Annotated in this window: 23 protein-coding genes; 16 read left to right on the top strand and 7 right to left on the bottom strand. The window is 34.6% G+C overall.

Features of this window, described 5'->3' with window-relative positions; all coding sequences use genetic code 11:
* The first annotated feature begins 112 nt into the window (after nt 1–112).
* Both NSS71_RS02720 and NSS71_RS02725 read left to right on the top strand, forming a co-directional pair.
* Nucleotides 113–1,330, top strand: coding sequence for an EAL domain-containing protein (locus NSS71_RS02720; RefSeq protein ID WP_047942979.1), 1,218 nt, complete (start codon nt 113–115; stop codon nt 1,328–1,330).
* 105 nt (nt 1,331–1,435) lie between these two features.
* Nucleotides 1,436–2,041: a DUF3993 domain-containing protein gene (locus tag NSS71_RS02725; protein WP_061796797.1), complete on the top strand. Its 606-nt coding sequence runs from the start codon at nt 1,436–1,438 to the stop codon at nt 2,039–2,041.
* Nucleotides 2,042–2,096: 55 nt separating this feature from the next.
* Here the strand turns inward: NSS71_RS02725 and NSS71_RS02730 are convergent, their stop codons facing one another.
* Complete coding sequence (locus tag NSS71_RS02730) at nt 2,097–2,333, bottom strand: glutaredoxin family protein (RefSeq protein ID WP_047942982.1); 237 nt, start codon at nt 2,331–2,333, stop codon at nt 2,097–2,099.
* Between the two features lie 354 nt (nt 2,334–2,687).
* Here NSS71_RS02730 and NSS71_RS02735 point away from each other — a divergent pair, with 354 nt between their 5' ends.
* The 6 genes from NSS71_RS02735 to NSS71_RS02760 all read left to right on the top strand — a co-directional run bounded on the left by NSS71_RS02735 (nt 2,688) and on the right by NSS71_RS02760 (nt 6,813).
* The gene (locus NSS71_RS02735; protein ID WP_016200943.1) at nt 2,688–2,924 is read left to right on the top strand and encodes a YkuJ family protein; all 237 of its coding nucleotides are present in this window, start codon (nt 2,688–2,690) and stop codon (nt 2,922–2,924) included.
* Between the two features lie 198 nt (nt 2,925–3,122).
* Nucleotides 3,123–3,266 carry a hypothetical protein gene (locus NSS71_RS02740; RefSeq protein WP_162531750.1) on the top strand — a complete coding sequence of 48 codons (144 nt, stop codon included), beginning with the start codon at nt 3,123–3,125 and terminating at the stop codon, nt 3,264–3,266.
* Between the two features lie 66 nt (nt 3,267–3,332).
* Nucleotides 3,333–3,785, top strand: coding sequence for a cyclic-di-AMP-binding protein CbpB (gene cbpB, locus NSS71_RS02745; RefSeq protein WP_047942983.1), 453 nt, complete (start codon nt 3,333–3,335; stop codon nt 3,783–3,785).
* A 100-nt stretch (nt 3,786–3,885) separates the two neighbouring features.
* Nucleotides 3,886–4,785, top strand: coding sequence for a LysR family transcriptional regulator (locus tag NSS71_RS02750; protein ID WP_341151284.1), 900 nt, complete (start codon nt 3,886–3,888; stop codon nt 4,783–4,785).
* Nucleotides 4,786–4,873: 88 nt separating this feature from the next.
* Nucleotides 4,874–5,584 (top strand): 2,3,4,5-tetrahydropyridine-2,6-dicarboxylate N-acetyltransferase, encoded by a 711-nt coding sequence (dapD, locus tag NSS71_RS02755; protein ID WP_047942985.1) that lies wholly within the window; start codon nt 4,874–4,876, stop codon nt 5,582–5,584.
* 101 nt (nt 5,585–5,685) lie between these two features.
* Nucleotides 5,686–6,813 (top strand): N-acetyldiaminopimelate deacetylase, encoded by a 1,128-nt coding sequence (locus NSS71_RS02760; protein WP_047942986.1) that lies wholly within the window; start codon nt 5,686–5,688, stop codon nt 6,811–6,813.
* A 69-nt stretch (nt 6,814–6,882) separates the two neighbouring features.
* On the opposite strand, the gene NSS71_RS02765 is transcribed toward NSS71_RS02760, so the two are convergent.
* Nucleotides 6,883–7,734 (bottom strand): mechanosensitive ion channel family protein, encoded by an 852-nt coding sequence (locus tag NSS71_RS02765; RefSeq protein ID WP_047942987.1) that lies wholly within the window; start codon nt 7,732–7,734, stop codon nt 6,883–6,885.
* A gap of 227 nt (nt 7,735–7,961) precedes the next feature.
* Here NSS71_RS02765 and NSS71_RS02770 point away from each other — a divergent pair, with 227 nt between their 5' ends.
* Both NSS71_RS02770 and NSS71_RS02775 read left to right on the top strand, forming a co-directional pair.
* Nucleotides 7,962–8,408, top strand: a complete 447-nt coding sequence (locus NSS71_RS02770) for a TlpA family protein disulfide reductase (RefSeq protein ID WP_047942988.1) — start codon at nt 7,962–7,964, stop codon at nt 8,406–8,408.
* Nucleotides 8,409–8,515: 107 nt separating this feature from the next.
* The gene (locus tag NSS71_RS02775) at nt 8,516–9,175 is read left to right on the top strand and encodes a potassium channel family protein (RefSeq protein ID WP_047942990.1); all 660 of its coding nucleotides are present in this window, start codon (nt 8,516–8,518) and stop codon (nt 9,173–9,175) included.
* Nucleotides 9,176–9,229: 54 nt separating this feature from the next.
* Here NSS71_RS02775 and rnjA read toward each other — a convergent pair whose 3' ends face one another.
* The 3 genes from rnjA to def all read right to left on the bottom strand — a co-directional run bounded on the left by rnjA (nt 9,230) and on the right by def (nt 12,578).
* Nucleotides 9,230–10,897 carry a ribonuclease J1 gene (rnjA, locus tag NSS71_RS02780; protein ID WP_047942991.1) on the bottom strand — a complete coding sequence of 556 codons (1,668 nt, stop codon included), beginning with the start codon at nt 10,895–10,897 and terminating at the stop codon, nt 9,230–9,232.
* A complete protein-coding gene (locus NSS71_RS02785) occupies nt 10,897–11,109 on the bottom strand; it encodes a DNA-dependent RNA polymerase subunit epsilon (protein WP_047942992.1) in 213 nt (70 codons plus the stop codon). Before NSS71_RS02785 ends, rnjA begins: the two co-directional genes overlap by 1 nt.
* A gap of 914 nt (nt 11,110–12,023) precedes the next feature.
* Entirely contained in the window at nt 12,024–12,578 is a 555-nt protein-coding gene (gene def / locus NSS71_RS02790; protein WP_047942993.1) for a peptide deformylase, read from the bottom strand.
* Between the two features lie 330 nt (nt 12,579–12,908).
* On the opposite strand from def, the gene NSS71_RS02795 reads away from it, so the two are divergent.
* The 6 genes from NSS71_RS02795 to NSS71_RS02820 all read left to right on the top strand — a co-directional run bounded on the left by NSS71_RS02795 (nt 12,909) and on the right by NSS71_RS02820 (nt 19,573).
* A complete protein-coding gene (locus NSS71_RS02795; protein ID WP_053215713.1) occupies nt 12,909–13,592 on the top strand; it encodes a YkyA family protein in 684 nt (227 codons plus the stop codon).
* A 637-nt stretch (nt 13,593–14,229) separates the two neighbouring features.
* A complete protein-coding gene (gene pdhA / locus NSS71_RS02800; RefSeq protein WP_047942994.1) occupies nt 14,230–15,345 on the top strand; it encodes a pyruvate dehydrogenase (acetyl-transferring) E1 component subunit alpha in 1,116 nt (371 codons plus the stop codon).
* A 3-nt stretch (nt 15,346–15,348) separates the two neighbouring features.
* The gene (locus tag NSS71_RS02805; protein ID WP_047942995.1) at nt 15,349–16,326 is read left to right on the top strand and encodes an alpha-ketoacid dehydrogenase subunit beta; all 978 of its coding nucleotides are present in this window, start codon (nt 15,349–15,351) and stop codon (nt 16,324–16,326) included.
* A gap of 89 nt (nt 16,327–16,415) precedes the next feature.
* The gene (locus tag NSS71_RS02810; RefSeq protein WP_047942996.1) at nt 16,416–17,696 is read left to right on the top strand and encodes a dihydrolipoamide acetyltransferase family protein; all 1,281 of its coding nucleotides are present in this window, start codon (nt 16,416–16,418) and stop codon (nt 17,694–17,696) included.
* A 4-nt stretch (nt 17,697–17,700) separates the two neighbouring features.
* Nucleotides 17,701–19,110, top strand: a complete 1,410-nt coding sequence (gene lpdA, locus NSS71_RS02815) for a dihydrolipoyl dehydrogenase (RefSeq protein ID WP_047942998.1) — start codon at nt 17,701–17,703, stop codon at nt 19,108–19,110.
* A 208-nt stretch (nt 19,111–19,318) separates the two neighbouring features.
* Nucleotides 19,319–19,573, top strand: a complete 255-nt coding sequence (locus tag NSS71_RS02820) for a hypothetical protein (protein WP_369988435.1) — start codon at nt 19,319–19,321, stop codon at nt 19,571–19,573.
* A gap of 209 nt (nt 19,574–19,782) precedes the next feature.
* Here the strand turns inward: NSS71_RS02820 and NSS71_RS02825 are convergent, their stop codons facing one another.
* Together NSS71_RS02825 and NSS71_RS02830 are read right to left on the bottom strand one after the other, a co-directional pair.
* Nucleotides 19,783–20,121, bottom strand: a complete 339-nt coding sequence (locus NSS71_RS02825) for a hypothetical protein (RefSeq protein ID WP_047942999.1) — start codon at nt 20,119–20,121, stop codon at nt 19,783–19,785.
* A 113-nt stretch (nt 20,122–20,234) separates the two neighbouring features.
* Nucleotides 20,235–21,704: an aminotransferase class I/II-fold pyridoxal phosphate-dependent enzyme gene (locus tag NSS71_RS02830; protein ID WP_047943000.1), complete on the bottom strand. Its 1,470-nt coding sequence runs from the start codon at nt 21,702–21,704 to the stop codon at nt 20,235–20,237.
* Between the last annotated feature and the right edge of the window lie 126 nt (nt 21,705–21,830).

A 21,830-nucleotide genomic window follows, 5' to 3' on the forward strand; every position in this document is an offset into this window, starting at 1 on the left:
TAAATCCATTTAAGATAAAGACTTTTTACTTTTTGGAAGGCGTCGATTTGCCAAATTCTTAATTATGATATGCAAAGGAGCTTGCTTTTCTTATTAGGGAGGCGATCAAAATATGGATGCTTTGGATATTTTGACTGATTTAGAAAATGTCATCCCTTATTTTCAAGCTATTTTTAGCGCTGATGAACATCAGGTTATTGGATATGAAGTATTAGGTAGATACAATGGGCAAAATGGAGTGGAAAGTCTTGGCGATTTTTTTGTAGATGAAGGAATTCCAGATGAATATAAGCTTGAAGTAGATCAAGTTATTTTGACAAAAGCTTTGGATAAAGCTTTATCCCTTGATGAGGACGTATTGCTCTTTATCAATAGAGATGCTGAAATGCTGATGAAGGATGATGGAGAATCATTTTTAGATACTTTATTGGAGTACGAAGAGAAAGGCATCAAGCTGAATCGGATCGTTCTAGAGCTGTCTGAAAGAAATTATCAAGGACAATTTGATCATTTAGATCATTTATTAATTTACTATCGAACATATGGTATAAAGATTGCGATTGATAAAATGGGAAGCGATAGCAGTTATCTTGATCGCCTAAGTGATTTAGGCCCGGACATTTTGAAGATTGATTTATTGGCTTTGCGGTCTACGTCCACCTCGCACACTTATCAAGATGTATTGTATTCATTATCTATGCTTGCTCGAAAAATTGGTGCTACTTTATTATTTGAAAATATCGAGATGGTTTATCAGCTTCAATTTGCTTGGAAAAATGGAGGAAGATTTTATCAAGGGTATTACTTACATTATCCAGAGGAGAATTTCGTTGAACGTAATATTAGAAAGGAAACATTGAGAAATATGTTTCATGAATTTATCCTTTCAGAAAAGAAGAAATTATCGACGATCTATGACTTAACAGAAGAGTTTCAAGGTCAATTACAAGCACTGCTTGTCAAATACAAGAAATATTCTACCTATGAGGAGTTATTAAAATTATTGTCTGCCGAGTTAACGGATGCTGCTTTTCGAATGTATGTTTGTGATGAAGATGGGTTTCAGAAATCTGCCAATATCATTAAATATGAGAATGATTGGCTTATACAACCCGAATATGCACATAAAAATTGGAGTTGGAGACCATATTTTTTAGAAAATATTATGAAGATGCGAACTGAAAAACGAGGGATATTATCCGATCTATATAGTGATATTGAAACCGGTGAAACGGTTAGAACGTATTCTTATCCGTTAAATTCAAAAGAATATTTATTTATTGATTTGTCCTATAATTATCTTGATCGAATGAAATTATTGCTTCCTTAACAACAAGCTGAAGAGATTTTCTCTTCAGCTTGTTTTATTAGGAATAGAAAGGGTATGGAATAGTAATGAAATGGAATCAGCGTAATTAGAGAAGGGAAGGATTTGATGAAAAAAAGCTTCTTTATCTTATTGATTATTTCTATGTGGAGTGTTTTTCCGTATTCCATTGACGCCGCCAGCCATTTGACAAGTCGAGAGGAAGTATTCGCTTTTGTAGAAAAGGCATTCCGGGCACAAGTATCATTAAGTAAAGAAGCAAGAGAAATGGAGGAGATAGAAGAAATCCTAACGCCTTATTTTTCAGACAAACTAATTTATTTATTTCTTAATGAAAACTTGACTGGAGAACAAGGGAACTTTTTTACATATGGTAATGAATTTGGTAAATATTATCTACCTTTTTATCAATTATCAGAACAAACCTTTGTAGAACAAGAAGAGAATAGTATACTCCTATATGAATATTATGAACCAATTGTTATTGGAGAAAAAGTATATGAAGGTTCTTATGAAGGGATTTTGATAAGAAAATGGAATAATAAATGGCTTATAACCAATATGCTTTCAGATAAAGAGGTAAGGTCCATTTTAAAGAGTAAAGAAAAAAACTATAGTACATTAGTGTATATGCCGTTATTTTCCATTGATAATCAAGTTACTTATATAAAGAATAATAAAAACTATAATGATTTAAACACAAATCATCTCTAATATTATCATTGTAAAGTTTATGGCGCACATTAGGTGCTGTACGCCATAATAAGTATTAAGAAAGATTCAAAGCTTCCTTTAGCTTTTCCAAATCAAATCCATAAATGACCGTTCCATCAATTACGAATGTTGGAGTGGAAAAAGATTGATATTTCTTTATTAAGTCTTTTTTGGCACGAGGGTCCTTTTGAATATCTCTCATTTCGAAATCAAAACCATGTTCTTTTAAGAATAGCTTTGAATATTCGCAAGGGGGACAATCTGGTTGAGTAAACAATGTGATTTGATGCATAATGTTCCTCCTACTTTTATCTTTAACTAATCATACAAAGAAAGTTATTATCATGCAATTCTTTTGAGTGATAAAAGAAGTTCTTGTCATCATTTTAGCTAGAAATTATACTCCTAAGGAAAGTGTGTATGTTAATTTGTGAAATGGTAAGAATATTCAGAGGAAATAAATAATAAAAAAACACCGAGTTTTTTTCAGTTTTACTTGGACAAACTCTCGACAATCTTTTATTCTGTTAGTATTGGCATTTTACACAAGAGGCGAATTGTACTAAATTAAACGAAGAAAGTGTATAGAAACATGCTAATAGTGAAACCTATGCTTAATAAAGGTTTGTTTGAAAGGAGAGAGAGCATGTCACAATTACAAGGCATATTAACAAGATTGAAAAATCTACAAGAGCAGGCAACTGGGGGAGAACCAACTCAACGTTTCTTTGAGGTAAATGGAGAGAGAAAGTGTCAAGTAACATTCCATCCAAAAACAGAGACGTTTGAACTAGAAGTATATAATGACAAGGAAAAACCAAAAAGATATCAATTTGATAATGTTGATATGATTACAATTGAGATTTTTGATTTAATTCAGTAATCTTATTTAAAAAAACCTTCAGCAAGATGGAATAGTCCATTTTGCTGAAGGTTTTTTTTACTTCTAGTATTAATAGTCCTGCTAACGGCTAGTAAATCAGGAGAATTCAATATAAGGATAAAAACCTGCTGAACATTGAAGATTTTTCCTACATGAAAAAAAACATGGGAAACCATACTAATAGTTGAGGTGATAAATATGATGCCGACAGTTATTTGTCCAGAATGTTCAAAAGAAGAAAAACTGGAGAATGTCTTAACTGCTCAATCTAATCAAAATGTAATCTTTCAATGCCCACATTGTCAACTGCTTGTAAGGAATATAAAAACGAGTAAGGGTTAAAAGAGCATAATGCCGAGAACTATGATAAAATGAGGTATAAATATATTTTGTGAGGAGTTTTCGGCTATGATAAGTATGCACAGCGAAGAGTTTTTAAACATTACTTTAAAGGACTTATTAATTCCATCTGAACGAGTAGCACATGTGCAGATAGGAAATAGTTTAGAACACGCTCTGCTTGTCTTAACAAAAAGTGGATACTCAGCAATACCAGTATTAGATGCTCATTATAAACTCCATGGCTTAGTCAGCACTCCGCTCATCATGGATAGCATATTAGGCTTAGAAAGAATTGAGTTTGAGAAGCTTGAAGAAATAAAAGTAGAAACAATTATGAATAAGGTAATACCAAGAGTGAAGAGCAATAGTTCTGTATTACATACGATAAAATATTTAGTAGACCATCCTTTTATTTGCGTGGAAACAGAAGATGGCTATTTTGATGGAATTTTAACAAGAAGAGCAATATTAATGCGACTTAATATTTATTTGCATCAAATCAATCAAAATGAACGCTAAACGTATTATACCTTCATCTACGGCTGCCACTCTTGTCTGCCTCTTCATTAGAGATGTATCCCTCTTTTGATAACAATTTTTATTTTATGAGGATAATGTTATGTCAACAATTTCTGAATTACAACTATTAACTGTACTTTCACAGGAAATGAATATGCGCAAAGCAGCAGAGAGATTATTTGTCACCCAGCCAGCCCTTTCTCAAAGGCTGCAAAATATTGAGAAAGACTGGGGAACCCCGTTATTTATTAGGTCGCAAAGAGGCCTCTCTCTTACTGCCGCAGGAGAATTAGTAACGAAATTTGCAAGGGAAACTTTAAAAAAAGAAGAAGAAGTAAAAGAATCCATTCATGCATTTAAAGAAGAGGTATATGGAACATTAAAAATCGCTGTCGCTAGTATAGTAGGACAAAATTGGCTTCCAGAAGTTTTAAAACGATTTGTCGAGCGCTACCCACAAGCAAAAGTATCATTAGTAACTGGTTGGAGCAGCGATATGATGAAATCAGTTTCAGAGGATAATATGCATATCGGTATCATAAGAGGGGTATCTGATTGGAAAGGGATAAAAATACATTTATTCGATGATCCACTTTATTTAGTGGATCGAGAAATTGCTCAGTTAGAAGATATTGCCTTAACTGATCGACCGTTTATCCAATTTAAAAGTGATTCTAACTATTACGAAGAAATACAAGTTTGGTGGCATCAGAATTTGCAAATGCCTCCTAAGAATACTATTGTTGTAGATCAAATTGAAACATGTAAACAGCTTTCTTTTAATGGCATTGGATATAGTATCTTACCTTCCATTGCCTTAAGAAAAGCTGATGAGGCACTATCAAGAATACCATTATTTAATGATAATAATAAACCTATTACAAGAGGGACTTGGTTAATTGGCTATGAGGCAAATTTTCAATTAAAGCAAGTTCAAGCGTTCTTAGAGATTGTCAATGAATACCTTGAAGAAGAAAAAGTGAAAGCAATTAATCCTTAATATTATAATAATTATTGCTTGTTTTCATAACTTTTGTTTGGTAAAGTAATTTTTATATTGTAATTTATACATAACTGGAGGTAAAGAAATGAAAATGATGGATGCAAATGAAATTATTTCATTTATTCAAAATAGTACAAAATCTACACCTGTTAAGGTATATGTAAAAGGGGATTTATCAGCTGTTGAATTTGGTGAGAATATCCAAACCTTTATCAGCGGCAATTCTGGGGTGATTTTTGGAGAATGGACAGACATTCAAAGTGTAATTGAAGCTAATAAGGATAAAGTAACGGATTATGTAATTGAAAATGATCGCAGAAATTCCGCTATTCCTTTATTAGATTTAAAAAATATAAAAGCTCGTATTGAGCCAGGTGCAATTATTCGTGATCAAGTTGATATTGGTGATAACGCTGTTATTATGATGGGTGCTGTTATTAATATTGGTGCTGTTATCGGCGAAGGTACAATGATTGATATGGGAGTTATAATGGGTGGACGAGCTACTGTAGGTAAAAACTGTCATATTGGAGCAGGTGCAGTATTAGCTGGTGTAATTGAGCCTCCTTCTGCTAAACCAGTTATTATCGAAGATGATGTATTGGTTGGTGCAAATGCAGTTATTGTAGAGGGTGTAACTGTAGGAAAAGGTTCTGTAGTTGCTGCAGGAGCTATAGTATTAGAAGATGTTCCCGCGAATACATTAGTAGCAGGAGCACCTGCACGAGTGGTAAAAGAAATTGATGATAAAACAAAATCAAAAACAGAAATTATGCAAGAGTTACGTCAATTATAATTTTGATGAAAAGCGTGGAGAAACTTCCGCGCTTTTCTTGTAGGTAACCTAAAGGCTATGTAAAACGATATAATGAACAAAAGGAAAAGTAGGGGAGCTAGATGGGGAATACGATAGATTTAGTTACTATTCGCAGACAACTGCATAGAATTCCAGAACTTGGATTTAAAGAATTTAAAACACAGCAATATTTACTACAGATGATTCATAGCGTCGCAGATGAACGTGTAGAAGTGAAAACATGGAAGACTGGAATCATCGTAAAGGTCAATGGACTTAATCCAACAAAAACGATTGGCTATCGTGCTGATATGGATGGATTACCGATTGTGGAAGAAACAGCATTATCTTTCGTATCAGAGCATCCGACTGAAATGCATGCTTGCGGTCATGATTTTCATATGACGATCGCATTAGGTGTGCTGATAAATATTATTAATAATCCAATTAACGATGATGTGGTATTTATCTTTCAACCTGCAGAAGAGGGACCAGGAGGGGCTGAACCGATGTTGAAAAGTGAGGAGCTCCAAGCATGGAAGCCAGATATGATAATAGCACTTCATGTTGCTCCTGAATATCCTGTAGGGACGATTGCGATTAAGCCTGGCTTATTATTTGCGAATACATCAGAACTCTTTATTGATTTAAAAGGGAAAGGGGGACATGCAGCCTATCCTCACTTAACAAATGATATGGTCGTTGCTGCATGTACATTGGTATCCCAGCTCCAGTCAATCGTGTCTAGAAATATAAATCCACTAGAAAGTGCTGTTGTAACGATTGGGAAAATCACAGGCGGTACGGTTCAAAATGTTATCGCCGAAACAGCAAGGCTAGAAGGAACGATGCGTACGCTTTCTAGTGAAGCAATGGAAAAAGTGAAAAATCGCGTCCAATCTTTAGTAAAAGGAACTGAAATCGCCTATGACTGTGAATGCACCATTGATTTCGGAAGTGGTTATTATCAAGTGGATAATAATGAGCTATTAACAAAAGAGTTTATGAATTTTATTATAGAGGAAACAGAAGCAACATTATTTGAGTGTAAAGAAGCCATGACAGGGGAAGATTTCGGCTATATGTTAAAGGAAATCCCAGGATTTATGTTTTGGCTTGGAGTAGACTCTCCCTTTGGATTACATCATAGCAAGCTCAATCCAAAAGAGGATGCCTTACAGGTGGCTGTAAATATATTAACAGCGTATTTAACCAAAAAAGGCAATTAAGAATATTTAGAGGAACTCTGTTTATATAAAAGAGAAGGCTTACTGCGTAATGGAGCAGTAAGCCTTGTTTTAACTCTTTTTATCTACTATAAGCGGAGTTTCTGGAAGTTTAATACCATTTTCATCAAGCGCGATCTTTACTTCTTGTCTGATTAATCGCTCGACCCCCCATTGCTCCATATTGATGGTTTTGGCCAGTATTCTAATAGTGATAGTATTTGATTCCATGTTTTGTATCCCAATCACATCTGGTCCATCCGTAATTACTGGATTTTCTTTGGCGATACGTTCACATAAAGGCTTTAAAATTTCTAATGTTTTCGGTAGATCATTATGTACAGAAATATCTATATCTACTAAAGCTTGCATTTCTCCCCGAGAGTGGTTACTTAGCTGTGTGATTTCACGATTAGGGATAAAGTGCAGAGTTCCATCAGCAGCTCTAATTTGTGTTGTTCGCAGCCCTACTTGTTCAACAGTACCTGAAAAATCTCCTATTGATACAAGTTCACCCACTTCTAATTGTTTTTCTAATAATAAAAAGAATCCTGACACTAGGTCGCTTACTAAACCTTGTGCACCAAAACCAACTGCTAATCCAATAATACCAGCTCCAGCTAATATGGCCGTTGCGTCAATTCCTAGTAATTGAAGAATGGTAATAATGAGTATAAAAAATAATACATAAGTAATTACATTATTCGTTAAGCTTTCTAAAGTGAAGGCTCTGCCTCGGGAGATAGAATGCTTTTGAATATAAGTTTCGAATAATTTATTTATTACTTTCTTAGCCATCTTCTTGATGAAAATATAACTTAACAAGATCAAGAGAATTTTTATAGTTACATAGGAAGTGTCTAGAAGGAAATCCCCCCATTCAATATTTCGAATATTCGTTTTAACTTCATCCACATACATCATTAGAAATTGTACTCCTTTTATTAAAAAATAAGTTTTTTCTTTTTATTCCCTTTAAAGTATTTGATAAACTAAGAGGTGAAGCTATTCTATTGAGCTTCGTATAAGTTAGTTACTTTAATAGGTTTGCAAATAGGATATTCTGTTTATCTGAAAGCGGGGAGACATGATTCACTAACTTTTTATGCAAATGTATATATAGGGATAGAAGGAAAGAAGGTAACGAATCATTGAAAATAGGTGAGCAACTTCCAAACTGGAACACTCCGACCATATGGGTTAACGGAGAAACAAAGCTTACAGATGAAATAAGAGATAAGCTGATTTTAATTCATTTTTGGTCTGTAAGTTGTTATTTTTGTAAAAAGGCTATGCCCGAATTAAACCAATATAGGGAGTTATATAAGGATAATCTTGTAATAATATCTGTGCATTTCCCGCGAACAGAGCGAGATTTAGATATTGATTTAATAAAACAGACTGCCGAGACGTATAGTATGACACAATCTATTTATGTAGATCATGACTTTCAGCTAGCCAAGACGTTTTCGAATGAATATGTTCCCTCCTACTATTTATTTGATAGGGAAAGAAAGCTGCGGTACTACCAGGCGGGCGGTACTAATTTAAAAATGTTAAATACACGTATCAACCGTGTCATAAATAATCAACAATAACTGGTTGGGAAACATCATTAGCTTTTGTATGTTAATCAAGTGATTTAATGTTATAATAGGGACGATTTATTTAGGTGAAATTTTTATGATTGTTGGAGGATTTTATTGTGAAAAGAGCTTTTGCGGTTATTGGCCTCGGAAGATTTGGTGGTAGTATTTGCAGGGAATTAACCGAGCTAGGTATGGATGTAATGGTCATTGATAAAAGTGAAGAAAAAGTAAATGAATACGCAAATCTAGTTTCACATGCAGTGGTAGGTAATGCAGTAGATGAAACAGTATTGAAAGGTCTCGGAATCCGTAATTTTGACCATGTTATTGTTGCAATTGGGGAAGATATCCAAGCAAGTATTTTAACAACTTTAATGCTGAAGGAATTAGGAGTGCAAAATATAACGGTAAAAGCCCAAAATGATTATCATGAGAAAGTACTAAGTAAAATAGGGGCAGATGCAGTTGTTCATCCTGAAAGGGATATGGGCAAGAGAATAGCCCATAATATTGTCTCTAACAATGTCCTAGATTATTTAGAGCTATCGGATGAGCATAGTATTGTGGAAATTAAAGCAAGTCATAAATTAGATGGTCGCTCGATCATTGATTTAGATATTCGTGCCAGATATGGAATTACTATTGTTGCCATAAAAAGAGGGAAGGAAATTATCGTTTCTCCTCAAGCATCAGAATCAATCAGAGAAAAGGATATCTTGATCGTAATTGGAGCTGACTCGGATATTAACCGTTTTGAGAACAAGGTTATGTCTTAACAAGAAAAAGGAGCTATTTGTTCGTTATCGAACGAATAGCTCCTTTTTACTTATTTATACTTCCATAATAATAGGAAGGATCATTGGGCGACGTTTTGTTTTTTCATATAGGAATGGAGAAATAGTATCAATTATTTCATTCTTTATTTCTGACCATTGTGTCGTTTTGCGCTCCATTACTTTATTTAAATGTTTACTTATTAATGTTTGTGCATCATTGATTAAATCACCAGACTCGCGCATATACACAAATCCTCTTGAAATAAGATCAGGTCCAGCGGCAATTCTAAAATCAGTCATATTAATACTTACCACGACAACCACTAAGCCTTCTTCTGAAAGAATTCGACGATCGCGTAAAACGATATTACCAATATCGCCAATTCCGCTTCCATCAATATATACATTTCCAGATGGAATTTTACCAGCGACCTGTGCTGTATCGCTTGAAAGTGCTAATACTTCACCATTATCCATAATAAAGCAGTTCTCTTCTTTTACACCACAATCAACAGCAGTTTGTGCGTGTGTTTTTTGCATTCTAAACTCTCCATGAATTGGCATAAAGAATTTAGGTTTAATTAATCGAAGCATTAACATTTGCTCTTGTTGACCGCCATGACCAGAAGTATGAATATTGTTAAGTGGTCCATGAATTACTTCCGCACCTGCTCGGTAAAGTTGATTAATTGTTTTATTAACACTTAATGTATTACCTGGTACTGGATTGGAAGAGAATACCACAGTGTCACCAGGGATAATTTGGATTTGTCTATGTGTACCATTAGCAATTCTTGATAGAGCTGCCATTGGTTCACCTTGGCTTCCTGTACAAAGTATGACCACTTGATTAGCCGGCAGTCGGTTAATTTGTTGCGGGTCAACAAAGGTTTCTTTTGGTGCTTTTATAAAGCCAAGTTCTAAACCGATGTTAATAGCTGCTTCCATACTGCGTCCAAAAACAGCTATTTTGCGGCCAAACTCTACGGCTGCATCTGTTACTTGCTGTAAACGATAAATATTGGAAGCGAAAGTAGCGAAAATCAATCTACCGTCGGCTTTGATAAAAGTATCATGGATGCTTTTTCCGACTTTTTTTTCAGACATAGTAAAATTAGGTACTTCACTATTTGTACTATCAGATAATAAGCACAAAACGCCTTCTTTCCCTATTTCAGCCATTTTTGTTAAATTGGCAGGTTCCCCAACTGGAGTAAAGTCAAATTTAAAATCTCCAGTGTGTACAATGTTCCCAGGTGGTGTTTTGACAACAATCCCATAGGAGTCAGGTATACTATGAGTAGTTCTAAAGAAAGAAACAGATGTTTTTCTAAATTTAATAATATCGTCTTCTTGAATTTCGTGCATCGTTGTTTGTCGCAATAAACCATGCTCTTCTAGCTTGTTACGAACAAGTGCTAATGCCAGTTTGCCTCCGTAAAGAGGGATATTAACTTGTCTTAAAAGGTAAGGAATACCACCAATATGATCTTCGTGACCATGCGTGATAAATAAGCCTTTAATTTTGTCTGCGTTCTTCTCTAAAAAAGTATAATCAGGAATAACATAGTCAATTCCTAAAAGCTCGTCCTCAGGAAATTTAATCCCAGCATCAATTAAAATAATTTCATCTTGAAACTGGACACCATACGTATTTTTACCGATTTCCCCTAATCCTCCTAGGGCAAATACAGCAGTTTGATCATTTTTTACAAATTTCATTATTCAATCTCCAATACTGTAAAGTCTTCGTTTTGTTGTTCATATTCTAAGAATGCACCTTCTACGCTAGTAATAAACTCGATATTATATGGTTTTTCTGCTAATTTTGTTCGAACATCTCTTTCTGATACACCTTTTACGAAAATAGTTCTAGTATTTTCTCTTACTGGTACCTCTGTTTTTAAATCTTGAAAATATACTTTAAATATCATTGTAAATCGCTCCTTAATCATTTGTTTCTGAAATTTATTATATAAAAAAACAACATGGTTTTCATGTTTTTTCTTTTAATAGCCATTATATTAGAAAGGTTCTTTTCTCAGTAAATTCATATAAAAATGAGGAATGAAAAAAGATATTTACCCTCTATATATTATTATGAAACATAATAATATTACATAACTTTTATGTATGATCATTCTAATGAAATCGTTATTAAAACAAAAGGTCAGACTCAGTACCACAATGCTTGGTTTGTATAGCGGTATAATAACCACTATATTTAACTAAGCGTGGTATAGGCCGGACCATAAAAATACCCTTCAATTTTTTAAGCTATTGTTTTTTTGCGAAGTAAATCTTTCCACTGTTTTAAAAGCTTTTTTCTTAGCTTCTTTAACATAGTGGATCATCTCCTTAACTCTATTTTAAACCATTCTTGGACAAAGTAAAGTCATCTTCTCATTTTATATTTCTTTTTGTAAAAAATAGTTTATTAGATGGTGTTTTTTCAATCCGATTATTCAAAATGGAAGGCGATTTTACATTATTTTAGCTACGGAAGAATGGTTTACTCCTTTTATTTGGCCCTATTCCATTTGCGGTTCTGTATGAGAGTGTTTAGGAAGCTCCATCTTCCATCTTTAGTGTGAAGCCAATGGAAAGAAAGTTTTTTGACACGATGAGCATTCCTTGTATTTGCTATGAAAACAGCCTTTTATATAAATAGTATATGAATATTTTTGTAGGATTCTCATGGATAATGTTGGTAATTGTAAAATAGGCTGAATGGAAAGTGAGCAATTGCAGCGGGGTAAAGCCTTATTTAGTATGAAACAGGGGCGAAATAAGAGAAAGAAGAAGAGGCTCGAATAATGATGATCGAACCATTTCTTAGATACAAAATTTATCTTTCAACAGGTATTGCATTATCAATAGGAAGAAAAGGATCTTTTTCATTGATATGATCATAAAACATCACACCATTAAGATGATCAATTTCATGTTGGAATACAATTGCTGGTAATCCTTTAAGGCGTAATTTAATTTCTTTTCCGTCTAAATCGATCCCTTTCAAAGTAATTCTTGCATACCTTGGAACGAAACCTGGAATGGTTTCATCGACAGAAAGGCAGCCTTCGCCAGTTGTTAAATAAGCTTTTTCTATGGAATGGCTAATGATTTTAGGATTGAATAAAGCGTAGCTGTATTGCTTGTCATTTTCATCTTTAACATGCACAGCAATCATTCTTTTGGAAACATTTATTTGCGGAGCAGCTAAGCCTACTCCGCCTCTTAAACCATACTTTTCTGCTAATTCGGGGTTTTGGCTATTTATTAAATATTCCATCATGCTTTTTAGAATGCTTTTGTCTTCTTCGCTTGGTGGCATGGTAACTTCACTTGCCACTTGTCTCAGTGTTGGATGACCGTCGCGAATAATATCTGTCATTGTTATCAAAATAATCACTTCCTTGTATCTAACGGTTTATAAAAGTAGTCTAACAGAGATAGAATAAAAAGTTAATAAATGAGAATAGTACTTTATGCAAGAAGATAATTAGATATACCTATAATATATTATAGGACAAGCTAATATGTTTATAATATAAAAATATTTCTAAAGTAATCAGCGCTGCCTGTTAAAAAAATCAGCAACTGATAATTATGCAGGGAAGAATTGTGTTTTTATCAAATTTTTTAAAGAATCAAGATGGATACGAAGAAGGGAACCATTATTGTCAAAGTACAGAAGAATCGATATAGTAATAAGAAAGTGAGGAGGAAAGAAATGAAACGAAGTGTTTTAATTAGTACAATTATGCTTTTTACGATAATTGCTGCTGGGTGCAATTTTAATTCTCCAAGTGAGAAAATGTATGAAAAACTAGAAGAAGTAGTTAAGATTGAAAGTGGTTTTGAAGAACAGCAAGAGCCTCTTGTCAAATTAGAAAAGAAGGAACAAGATATTTATTCTAAAATAATTAGTCTTGGATTAGAGGACATGGATGAAATTACAAAATTATCGGACGAAGCTCTAGAATCTATTTCTAAAAGAAAAGAATATATGGATAAAGAAGCAGACAGTATAAAACAGTCACAAAAAAAGTTTGAAACAATAGCGACAGACATAGAAGAATTAGATAAAAAGGAAGAGAAATCATTAAAGAATAAGGCAGATGATCTTTACCAAACAATGATGGCCCGTTATGAAGAACATGATAAATTATACGCAAATTACATAGAAGGGCTTAATAGTGATAAAAAGCTTTATGAAATGTTTAAAGATGAAGACGTGAATATGGACGATTTAGAAAAACAAGTAAAAAAGATCAATGATACGTATGAGACGGTTTATAAAAATAACCAAACATTTAATGAATTAACGAAGAAATATAATGATTTGAAAGTAGATTTCTATAAAGAAGCCGGCATAAAAATCAAAATGAATGAAGAGGAAGAAGAGAAAAAGTAATACTTATTATTTGATTATTACCTTTATCCTATTAAAATTTTTATAAGTTACAAAATAGAGAGGACAAACGGGGCATGAATTTTGTTTCTTTGGACACACTTTGTTTTGTGGCTTTTTTTTGTAGGATACTATTTTAAAATGTAGGAGGTGCTTTGTATCATGCAGTATTCAAAACATACAAAGAGTTCATATAGACAAGGAATGATTTTTCGACACTCAGGGAAGTTATTATAAAACAGTTGTAAATAGTGTTTTCTGTATGATACAGATGTTGTGTTGTAAATAATACAGATGTATTAATTTTGTGTAAAAAAATAATAAAAACTTCGAGCTTAAAGATTGACGGATAATATTTAAGTATATTAAACTTATAAATGTATTGAACAGTTGTATTAATATTTACATATAAATAATTGATACAGTCTATACGGAAACCGAATTAATTTTATAAGACGTTTTTTCTTGCGTATTTTGTGGAAAACTGTTTAAGTATGGTTTTTTTTGTTGCTTAGAGCGATATGCTTTAAGGAATAGAAAGCGTTACCCAACTAAGTGTTTACCACGTTGAAACACATTGTAAACATCTATTTGTTTTACAGAAAAAAGTCTTTTAATATGAAAGGAAAGGGTGGCTTTAATGGCTTCTAAAACAAAGAAGGCACAATTTGATGTGCAAGCACAGCTTGAACAAGTGGCAAACCAATTTCAAACACTTCAGATTTTAAATGAAGAGGGTGAAGTTGTAAACGAATCTGCAATGCCTGATTTAAGTGATGAGCAATTACAAGAATTAATGACTCGTATGGTTTATACTCGTATTCTTGATCAACGCTCTATTTCATTAAACAGACAAGGTCGCCTAGGTTTCTATGCACCTACTGCAGGACAAGAAGCTTCGCAATTGGCTTCACAATTCGCATTAGAAAAAGAAGATTTTATTCTTCCAGGATATCGTGATGTTCCGCAAATTATTTGGCATGGACTTCCTTTATCTCAAGCATTCTTATTCTCACGTGGTCACTTCCAAGGAAACCAAATTCCTGAAGGTGTAAACGTAATTTCTCCACAAATCATTATTGGTGCACAATACATCCAAACTGCTGGTGTAGCATTAGGAATGAAAAAACGTGGTGCTAAAGCTGTTGCGATCACTTATACAGGTGATGGTGGAGCTTCACAAGGTGATTTTTACGAAGGAATTAACTTTGCTGGTGCATTTAAAGCTCCTGCAATTTTCGTTGTACAAAACAACCGTTTTGCAATTTCTACTCCAGTTGAGAAACAATCTGCTGCGAAAACAATTGCTCAAAAAGCAGTTGCTGCAGGTATCCCTGGAATTCAAGTAGATGGTATGGATCCATTAGCAGTTTACGCTGCTGTACGTGAAGCTCGTGAAAGAGCAATCAACGGTGAAGGTCCAACATTAATTGAAACTTTAACTTACCGTTATGGTCCACATACAATGGCTGGGGATGACCCAACTCGTTACCGTACTGCTGATCTTGATAGCGAATGGGAAAAGAAAGACCCATTAGTACGTTTCCGTAAATTCCTTGAAAACAAAGGTATTTGGAATGAAGAGAAAGAAAACGCAGTAATCGAACGTGCTAAAGAAGAAATTAAAGAGGCAATCAAAATTGCTGATGAAGCTCCAAAACAAAAAGTTACTGACTTAATGAACATCATGTATGAAGAGTTACCAGTTAACTTAAAAGAACAATATGAAATTTATGCAGCAAAGGAGTCGAAGTAAGCCATGGCGCAAATGACTATGATTCAAGCAATCACTGATGCGTTACGCACAGAATTACGTAATGATCCAAATGTATTAGTATTTGGAGAAGACGTAGGTGTAAACGGCGGTGTATTCCGTGCGACAGAAGGTCTTCAAAAAGAATTCGGTGAAGATCGTGTATTTGATACTCCATTAGCTGAATCTGGAATTGGCGGATTAGCAATCGGTTTAGGACTTCAAGGTTACCGTCCAGTACCGGAAATTCAATTCTTTGGTTTCGTTTATGAAGTAATGGATAGTATTTCTGGACAAATGGCTCGTATGCGTTATCGTTCAGGTGGTCGCTACAATGCACCGGTAACTATTCGTTCCCCATTTGGTGGTGGAGTTCATACTCCTGAACTTCATGCCGACAGCTTAGAAGGATTAATGGCACAACAACCTGGTCTTAAAGTTGTTATCCCATCAACTCCTTATGATGCTAAAGGTTTATTAATTTCTGCTATTCGTGATAACGATCCTGTTATTTTCTTAGAGCATATGAAATTATACCGTTCATTCCGTCAAGAAGTTCCAGAAGAAGAGTATACTATTCCTCTTGGAAAAGCGGATGTAAAACGTGAAGGTAAAGACCTTTCTATCATTACTTATGGAGCAATGGTTCAAGAGTCTATTAAAGCAGCAGAAGAATTAGAAAAAGAAGGATACTCAGTGGAAGTAGTTGACTTACGTACTGTTAGCCCACTTGATATCGAAACAATCATTGGATCTGTTGAAAAAACAGGTAGAGCTGTGGTAGTTCAAGAAGCACAAAAACAAGCTGGTATTGCAGCTAATGTTGTTGCTGAAATCAATGATCGTGCAATTCTAAGCTTAGAAGCTCCAGTTCTACGTGTAACTGCACCAGATACTGTTTTTGCATTCACACAAGCTGAAACTGTATGGCTTCCAAACTTTAAAGATATTATTGAAACAGCTAAAAAAGTTCTAACTTTCTAATTAAAACCGAATAATATTCGCACAAGAATTAGAAGATAAGTTAGTTAAAAGAAGAAAATTTTTTCATAAGATATTAGGAGGTTGTCACATTGGCTTTTCAATTTAGATTACCTGACATCGGTGAAGGTATTCACGAGGGCGAAATCGTAAAATGGTTTGTTAAACCAGGCGATAAAGTTCAAGAAGATGATGTATTATGTGAAGTTCAAAATGATAAAGCAGTAGTAGAAATTCCTTCCCCAGTTGAAGGTACTGTAGAAGAAGTGAAAGTTGAAGAAGGAACAGTTGCAGTTGTAGGAGATATCTTAATTACATTTGATGCTCCTGGATATGAAAACCTTCAGTTCAAAGGTGATCATGGTGATGAAGCTCCAGCTGCTGCTGAAGAAGCAAAACCTGAAGCTGTTGAAGAAAGCAAAGGACAAGAGACAGAAGTTGATCCAAGCAGACGTATTATCGCAATGCCTTCTGTACGTAAATATGCTCGTGACAAAGGCGTAGAAATTCAACTTGTTTCTGGTACTGGTAAAAACGGACGTATTTCTAAAGAAGATATTGATGCTTACTTAAATGGTGGTGCAACACCTGCTAGCCAACCAGCTGCAGAAGCTGCTCCAGCAGAAACAGCAGCGGAAGCTCCTAAGCCGCTTGCTATTCCAGAAGGTGACTTCCCAGAAACTCGTGAGAAAATGAGCGGAATCAGAAAAGCTATTGCTAAAGCAATGGTAAATTCTAAGCACACTGCTCCTCACGTAACATTAATGGATGAAGTAGAAGTGTCTAAATTAGTTGCACACCGTAAGAAATATAAAGAAGTTGCAGCTGCAAAAGGTATCAAATTAACTTTCTTACCTTATGTAGTAAAAGCTTTAACAAGTGCATTAAAAGAATTCCCAGCTTTAAACACATCATTAGATGATGCTACAAGCGAAATCGTTCATAAGCATTACTACAATATCGGTATTGCTGCTGATACAGAAAAAGGTTTATTAGTTCCTGTTGTTAAAAATGCTGATCGTAAAGGTATCTTTAACATCTCTAACGAAATTAATGAACTTGCTGTTAAAGCAAGAGATGGTAAATTAGCTCCAGCTGAAATGAAAGGTGCTTCTTGCACAATTTCTAACATTGGATCTGCTGGTGGACAATGGTTTACTCCAGTAATCAACCATCCTGAAGTTGCTATTTTAGGTATTGGTCGTATTGCTGAGAAAGCTATCGTTAAAGATGGAGAAATTGTTGCTGCTCCTGTATTAGCACTTTCTTTAAGCTTTGACCACAGAATGATTGACGGAGCTACTGCTCAAAATGCAATGAATCATATTAAACGTTTATTGAACGATCCAGAACTATTGTTAATGGAGGCGTAAAAACATGGTAGTTGGAGATTTTCCTATTGAAACAGATACTATAGTCATTGGTGCGGGTCCTGGTGGATATGTTGCAGCAATTCGTGCAGCACAATTAGGACAAAAAGTTACAATTGTTGAGAAAAACGTATTAGGTGGAGTTTGCTTAAACGTTGGATGTATTCCTTCAAAAGCTTTAATCTCTGCTGGACACCGTTACGAGCATGCTGCACATTCTGCAGACATGGGTATTACAACTGAAAACGTAACAGTTGACTTCTCTAAAGTTCAAGCTTGGAAAGACAGTGTTGTTAAAAAGCTTACTGGTGGAGTTGAAGGTCTATTAAAAGGGAACAAAGTTGATATTGTATACGGTGAAGCATATTTCGTAGATGCTAACACTTTAAAAGTAATGGATGAAAAATCATCTCAAACTTATACTTTTAAAAATGCAATTATCGCAACTGGATCTCGTCCAATCGAAATTCCTACTTTCAAATTCTCTAAACGTGTTCTTGACTCAACTGGTGCACTTGCACTTCAAGAAGTTCCAGAGAAAATTGTAGTAATCGGTGGAGGATACGTTGGTACTGAGTTAGGTGGAGCTTATGCTAACTTTGGTACACAAGTAACAATCCTTGAAGGTGCAGATGAAATTCTTGGTGGTTTCGAAAAACAAATGTCTTCATTAGTTACTCGCAACCTTAAGAAAAAAGGTGCTGAAATCATTACAAAAGCAATGGCTAAAGGTGTGGAAGAAACAGACACTGGAGTTGTTGTTAAATATGAAGTTAAAGGCGAAGAAAAATCAGTGGAAGCTGATTATGTATTCGTAATGGTTGGTAGAAAACCTAATACAGACGAACTTGGTTTAGAACAAGTTGGTATTGAATTAGGCGAACGCGGAATCATTAAAACAGATAAGCAATGCCGTACAACTGTAAGCAATATCTTTGCTATCGGTGATGTTATTTCTGGTCCTCCATTAGCGCATAAAGCTTCTTATGAAGGTAAAATTGCTGCTGAGGTTATTGCTGGACATAATTCAGAAATCGACTATTTAGGAATTCCTGCAGTTGTATTCTCTGAGCCAGAATTAGCAACAGTTGGTCACACAGAAGCTTCAGCTAAAGAAGCTGGTATCGAAGTGAAAGCTGCTAAATTCCCATTTGCAGCAAACGGTCGTGCATTAGCACTTAATGATGCTGAAGGTTTCTTGAAGCTTGTTACACGTAAAGAAGATGGTCTTGTAATCGGTGCGCAAATCGCTGGTCCAAGTGCATCTGATATGATCGCTGAATTAGGCTTAGCAATCGAAGCTGGTATGACAGCTGAAGATTTAGCTATGACTATCCATGCTCATCCAACTTTAGGTGAGGTAACAATGGAAGCAGCGGAAGTTGCAATTGGCAGCCCAATTCATATCTTACGCTAATTATAAAAGGAAGTCCTCGATTGAGGGCTTCTTTTTTTTGTTTTAAAAGCGATTCGGGAAGATTTTTCCCTATGTCTAATCTAGTTTTAGTAGAGAAAATTAGCTAGTAGAATTTAGTCCTATTACTGTTTTTTGAAATGAAATAAATATAAAATAAAACAAAAGATTGGTACATATACTAGTATTAATTGTTAATGGAGGAAGGGTGGTGTTTTTCTTGAAGATTTATACAGCAATTTTATTTCAGCTAATGATTTGGAGTGGATTTTCCATTATTGAATGGTTATCAAGATATGATTTAATTTTATATAAGGTGTTTATGTTTGGTGTGTTCTTTTATTTAGCGATTATCATAGGAAATACAATCATAAAATCAACAAGAAAAACAATGCTGGCCACGATGATTAGTTTATCCATTTACGGTTCTTTTCATTTAATTATGACCATTATCTCCGTTGTCTAAATCATATAAACATAACATGATGATTTATTTTAAATATATTCTTTCTTGAGAAGAGAAGAAGAAAATCAGCTCTTTCTTTCCTGCTCTTGCGAAAAGGAAAGACTTTCTATTTATTATGAAAAATCCTCCTATACATATATAAATTCAGCACCAAAAATGCCTTATTCTAAAAATATAGGCATTTTTTAATACAATAAATTCTTATGTAGCTATAATCTCCGCTGTTTTGTTGATTTTTTTCCAAAAAAGCTACTAAAAGCGGTAAAAATCGATAGAATTAATAAGAAAAATACAAGAAAACTAAAAATAAATGGAATTGGATGGAAAATAGTTTTCGATTGCACAGGTGATTCGAATGTAATTTCTAAAGGGTATGCCTCAACGGAAGTTGGCAGCAGCCTTTTTTGTTCAGCAAATGGAATGGGACCACCGAAACGGAATGACTGTTCTAATTGTTCAGGTTTTTGTGCCACATAATTTTTAAAAATAAATGGAGAAACTAGGCTAATTAGTAAACTGATAATCATTATAACAATATATTTTTTCAAAAAGGAAAACTCCAATCTTTTTATATACAAGAAACAAATGCTGTCTTTTCATTTATCTCCAAATTAAAGACAGGAATACCCTAAATATGGCATCCCTGCTCTCCGAAATTTATTTATCTTATTGCACGATGCTCTTTAATAACACGAAGCTTTTTGAAATCGTAATCCTCAGGCCCCTGAACAGGCAATCCTGCTTCCATATTTCTTTTTATATAAGCAAGGTTATCTTCTGTAATAATTTCGCCAGGAATGAAAATTGGGATTCCTGGAGGGTATACCATAATAAATTCTGCAATTACTCTTCCAACTGAATCATCAAAATCGATTAATTCTGTCTCTGAATAGAAAGCATCTCTCGGCGTTAGTGCGAGTAAAGGGATGTTTGGCAGCATCACTCGTGCTTCTACTTTTGAAGCCTTATCTTTTCGTTCTACTGCAAGAGCTTTTAAGGCGTCAATTAAAATGTTGGCCTCTTTTTCAGAATCTCCTGGTGTAATAATGCACAAAATATTATACAAATCGGACATTTCTACTTCAATGCGATAATTTTTCCGAAGCCATTCTTCCGCATCGTGGCCAGTTAAACCAAGGTCTTTAACAGATATAATCAGTTTTGTTGGGTCATAATCAAAAGCAGAATCAGATTCCAGAATTTCTTCACCCACACAATATAGATGTTCTATGTCATTAATCTGTCTTCGAATGTATTGTGCAAGATTAATCGTTTTATCAATCAGTTCTTTTCCTTCTGTTGCAAGACGCTTTCTGGCAACGTCTAAAGATGCTAGAAGCAAATAGGAAGTACTAGTCGTTGTCAGCATACTTAAAATAGATTGTACACGTTTATAGCTAATCAGGTCGCCTCTCATATTTAAAATGGAGCTTTGTGTCATCGACCCACCGAGTTTGTGTACACTTGTTGCGGCGATATCTGCTCCGGCTTGCATAGCCGACATTGGCAAATCCTCGTGGAAATGAATGTGAACTCCATGTGCTTCATCTACAAGAACAGGGATATCATAGGAATGCGCCAAATCTACAATCGTTTTTAAATCAGCAGATATGCCAAAATAAGTAGGATTAATCACTAAAAGCCCTTTAGCATCTGGATGAAGATCTAAAGCATGTTGAACAGACTCGATGGTGATTCCATGAGAAATACCAAGATTTTTATCTACTTCAGGGTGGATAAAAATTGGGATTGCACCTGCAAATATAATGGCAGACATAACAGATTTATGGACATTTCTAGGAACAATAATTTTATCTCCTGGGCCACAAACACTCATGATCATCGTCATGATAGCACCACTTGTGCCTTGAACGGAAAAGAAAGTATGATCTGCTCCAAATGCTTCAGCAGCAAGCTGCTGTGCATGTTTAATCATCCCTTTTGGATAATGAAGATCATCAAGAGGACCAATATTAATAAGGTCTATCGAAAGAGCGTTTTCTCCGATAAAGTTTCTAAATTCTGGATCCATTCCATTCCCTTTTTTATGGCCGGGTATATGAAATTGAATAGGATCCTTTTTAGCATGTTCCAATAATCCGTGGTATAACGGTGTTTCGTGTTGTGACAATTTATTACCACACCTCTTTATTTAGTATTTTTATGCAATTTTAAGCGAACTTTATTTAAATTTCTTATGTACATTTAAAAATTTTATTGTACATCGCTGCCGCTGTTTTGTCTTTAATTTCATTAC

This window comes from Niallia sp. FSL W8-0951 (assembly GCF_038006525.1).
GTDB classification, from domain to species: domain Bacteria; phylum Bacillota; class Bacilli; order Bacillales; family Cytobacillaceae; genus Niallia; species Niallia circulans.

Excerpts from the sequence above, each read along its gene's own strand:
- NSS71_RS02805 (WP_047942995.1), top strand. The coding sequence starts at position 15,349 with ATGGCGCAAATGACTATGATTCAAGCAATCACTGATGCGTTACGCACA.
- NSS71_RS02730 (WP_047942982.1), bottom strand. The coding sequence starts at position 2,333 with ATGCATCAAATCACATTGTTTACTCAACCAGATTGTCCCCCTTGCGAA.
- rnjA (WP_047942991.1), bottom strand. The coding sequence starts at position 10,897 with ATGAAATTTGTAAAAAATGATCAAACTGCTGTATTTGCCCTAGGAGGA.
- NSS71_RS02735 (WP_016200943.1), top strand. The coding sequence starts at position 2,688 with ATGTCACAATTACAAGGCATATTAACAAGATTGAAAAATCTACAAGAG.
- NSS71_RS02750 (WP_341151284.1), top strand. The coding sequence starts at position 3,886 with ATGTCAACAATTTCTGAATTACAACTATTAACTGTACTTTCACAGGAA.
- NSS71_RS02725 (WP_061796797.1), top strand. The coding sequence starts at position 1,436 with ATGAAAAAAAGCTTCTTTATCTTATTGATTATTTCTATGTGGAGTGTT.
- cbpB (WP_047942983.1), top strand. The coding sequence starts at position 3,333 with ATGATAAGTATGCACAGCGAAGAGTTTTTAAACATTACTTTAAAGGAC.
- NSS71_RS02760 (WP_047942986.1), top strand. The coding sequence starts at position 5,686 with ATGGGGAATACGATAGATTTAGTTACTATTCGCAGACAACTGCATAGA.
- NSS71_RS02795 (WP_053215713.1), top strand. The coding sequence starts at position 12,909 with ATGAAACGAAGTGTTTTAATTAGTACAATTATGCTTTTTACGATAATT.
- NSS71_RS02740 (WP_162531750.1), top strand. The coding sequence starts at position 3,123 with ATGATGCCGACAGTTATTTGTCCAGAATGTTCAAAAGAAGAAAAACTG.
- NSS71_RS02785 (WP_047942992.1), bottom strand. The coding sequence starts at position 11,109 with ATGATATTTAAAGTATATTTTCAAGATTTAAAAACAGAGGTACCAGTA.
- NSS71_RS02720 (WP_047942979.1), top strand. The coding sequence starts at position 113 with ATGGATGCTTTGGATATTTTGACTGATTTAGAAAATGTCATCCCTTAT.
- pdhA (WP_047942994.1), top strand. The coding sequence starts at position 14,230 with ATGGCTTCTAAAACAAAGAAGGCACAATTTGATGTGCAAGCACAGCTT.
- lpdA (WP_047942998.1), top strand. The coding sequence starts at position 17,701 with ATGGTAGTTGGAGATTTTCCTATTGAAACAGATACTATAGTCATTGGT.
- dapD (WP_047942985.1), top strand. The coding sequence starts at position 4,874 with ATGAAAATGATGGATGCAAATGAAATTATTTCATTTATTCAAAATAGT.
- NSS71_RS02765 (WP_047942987.1), bottom strand. The coding sequence starts at position 7,734 with ATGATGTATGTGGATGAAGTTAAAACGAATATTCGAAATATTGAATGG.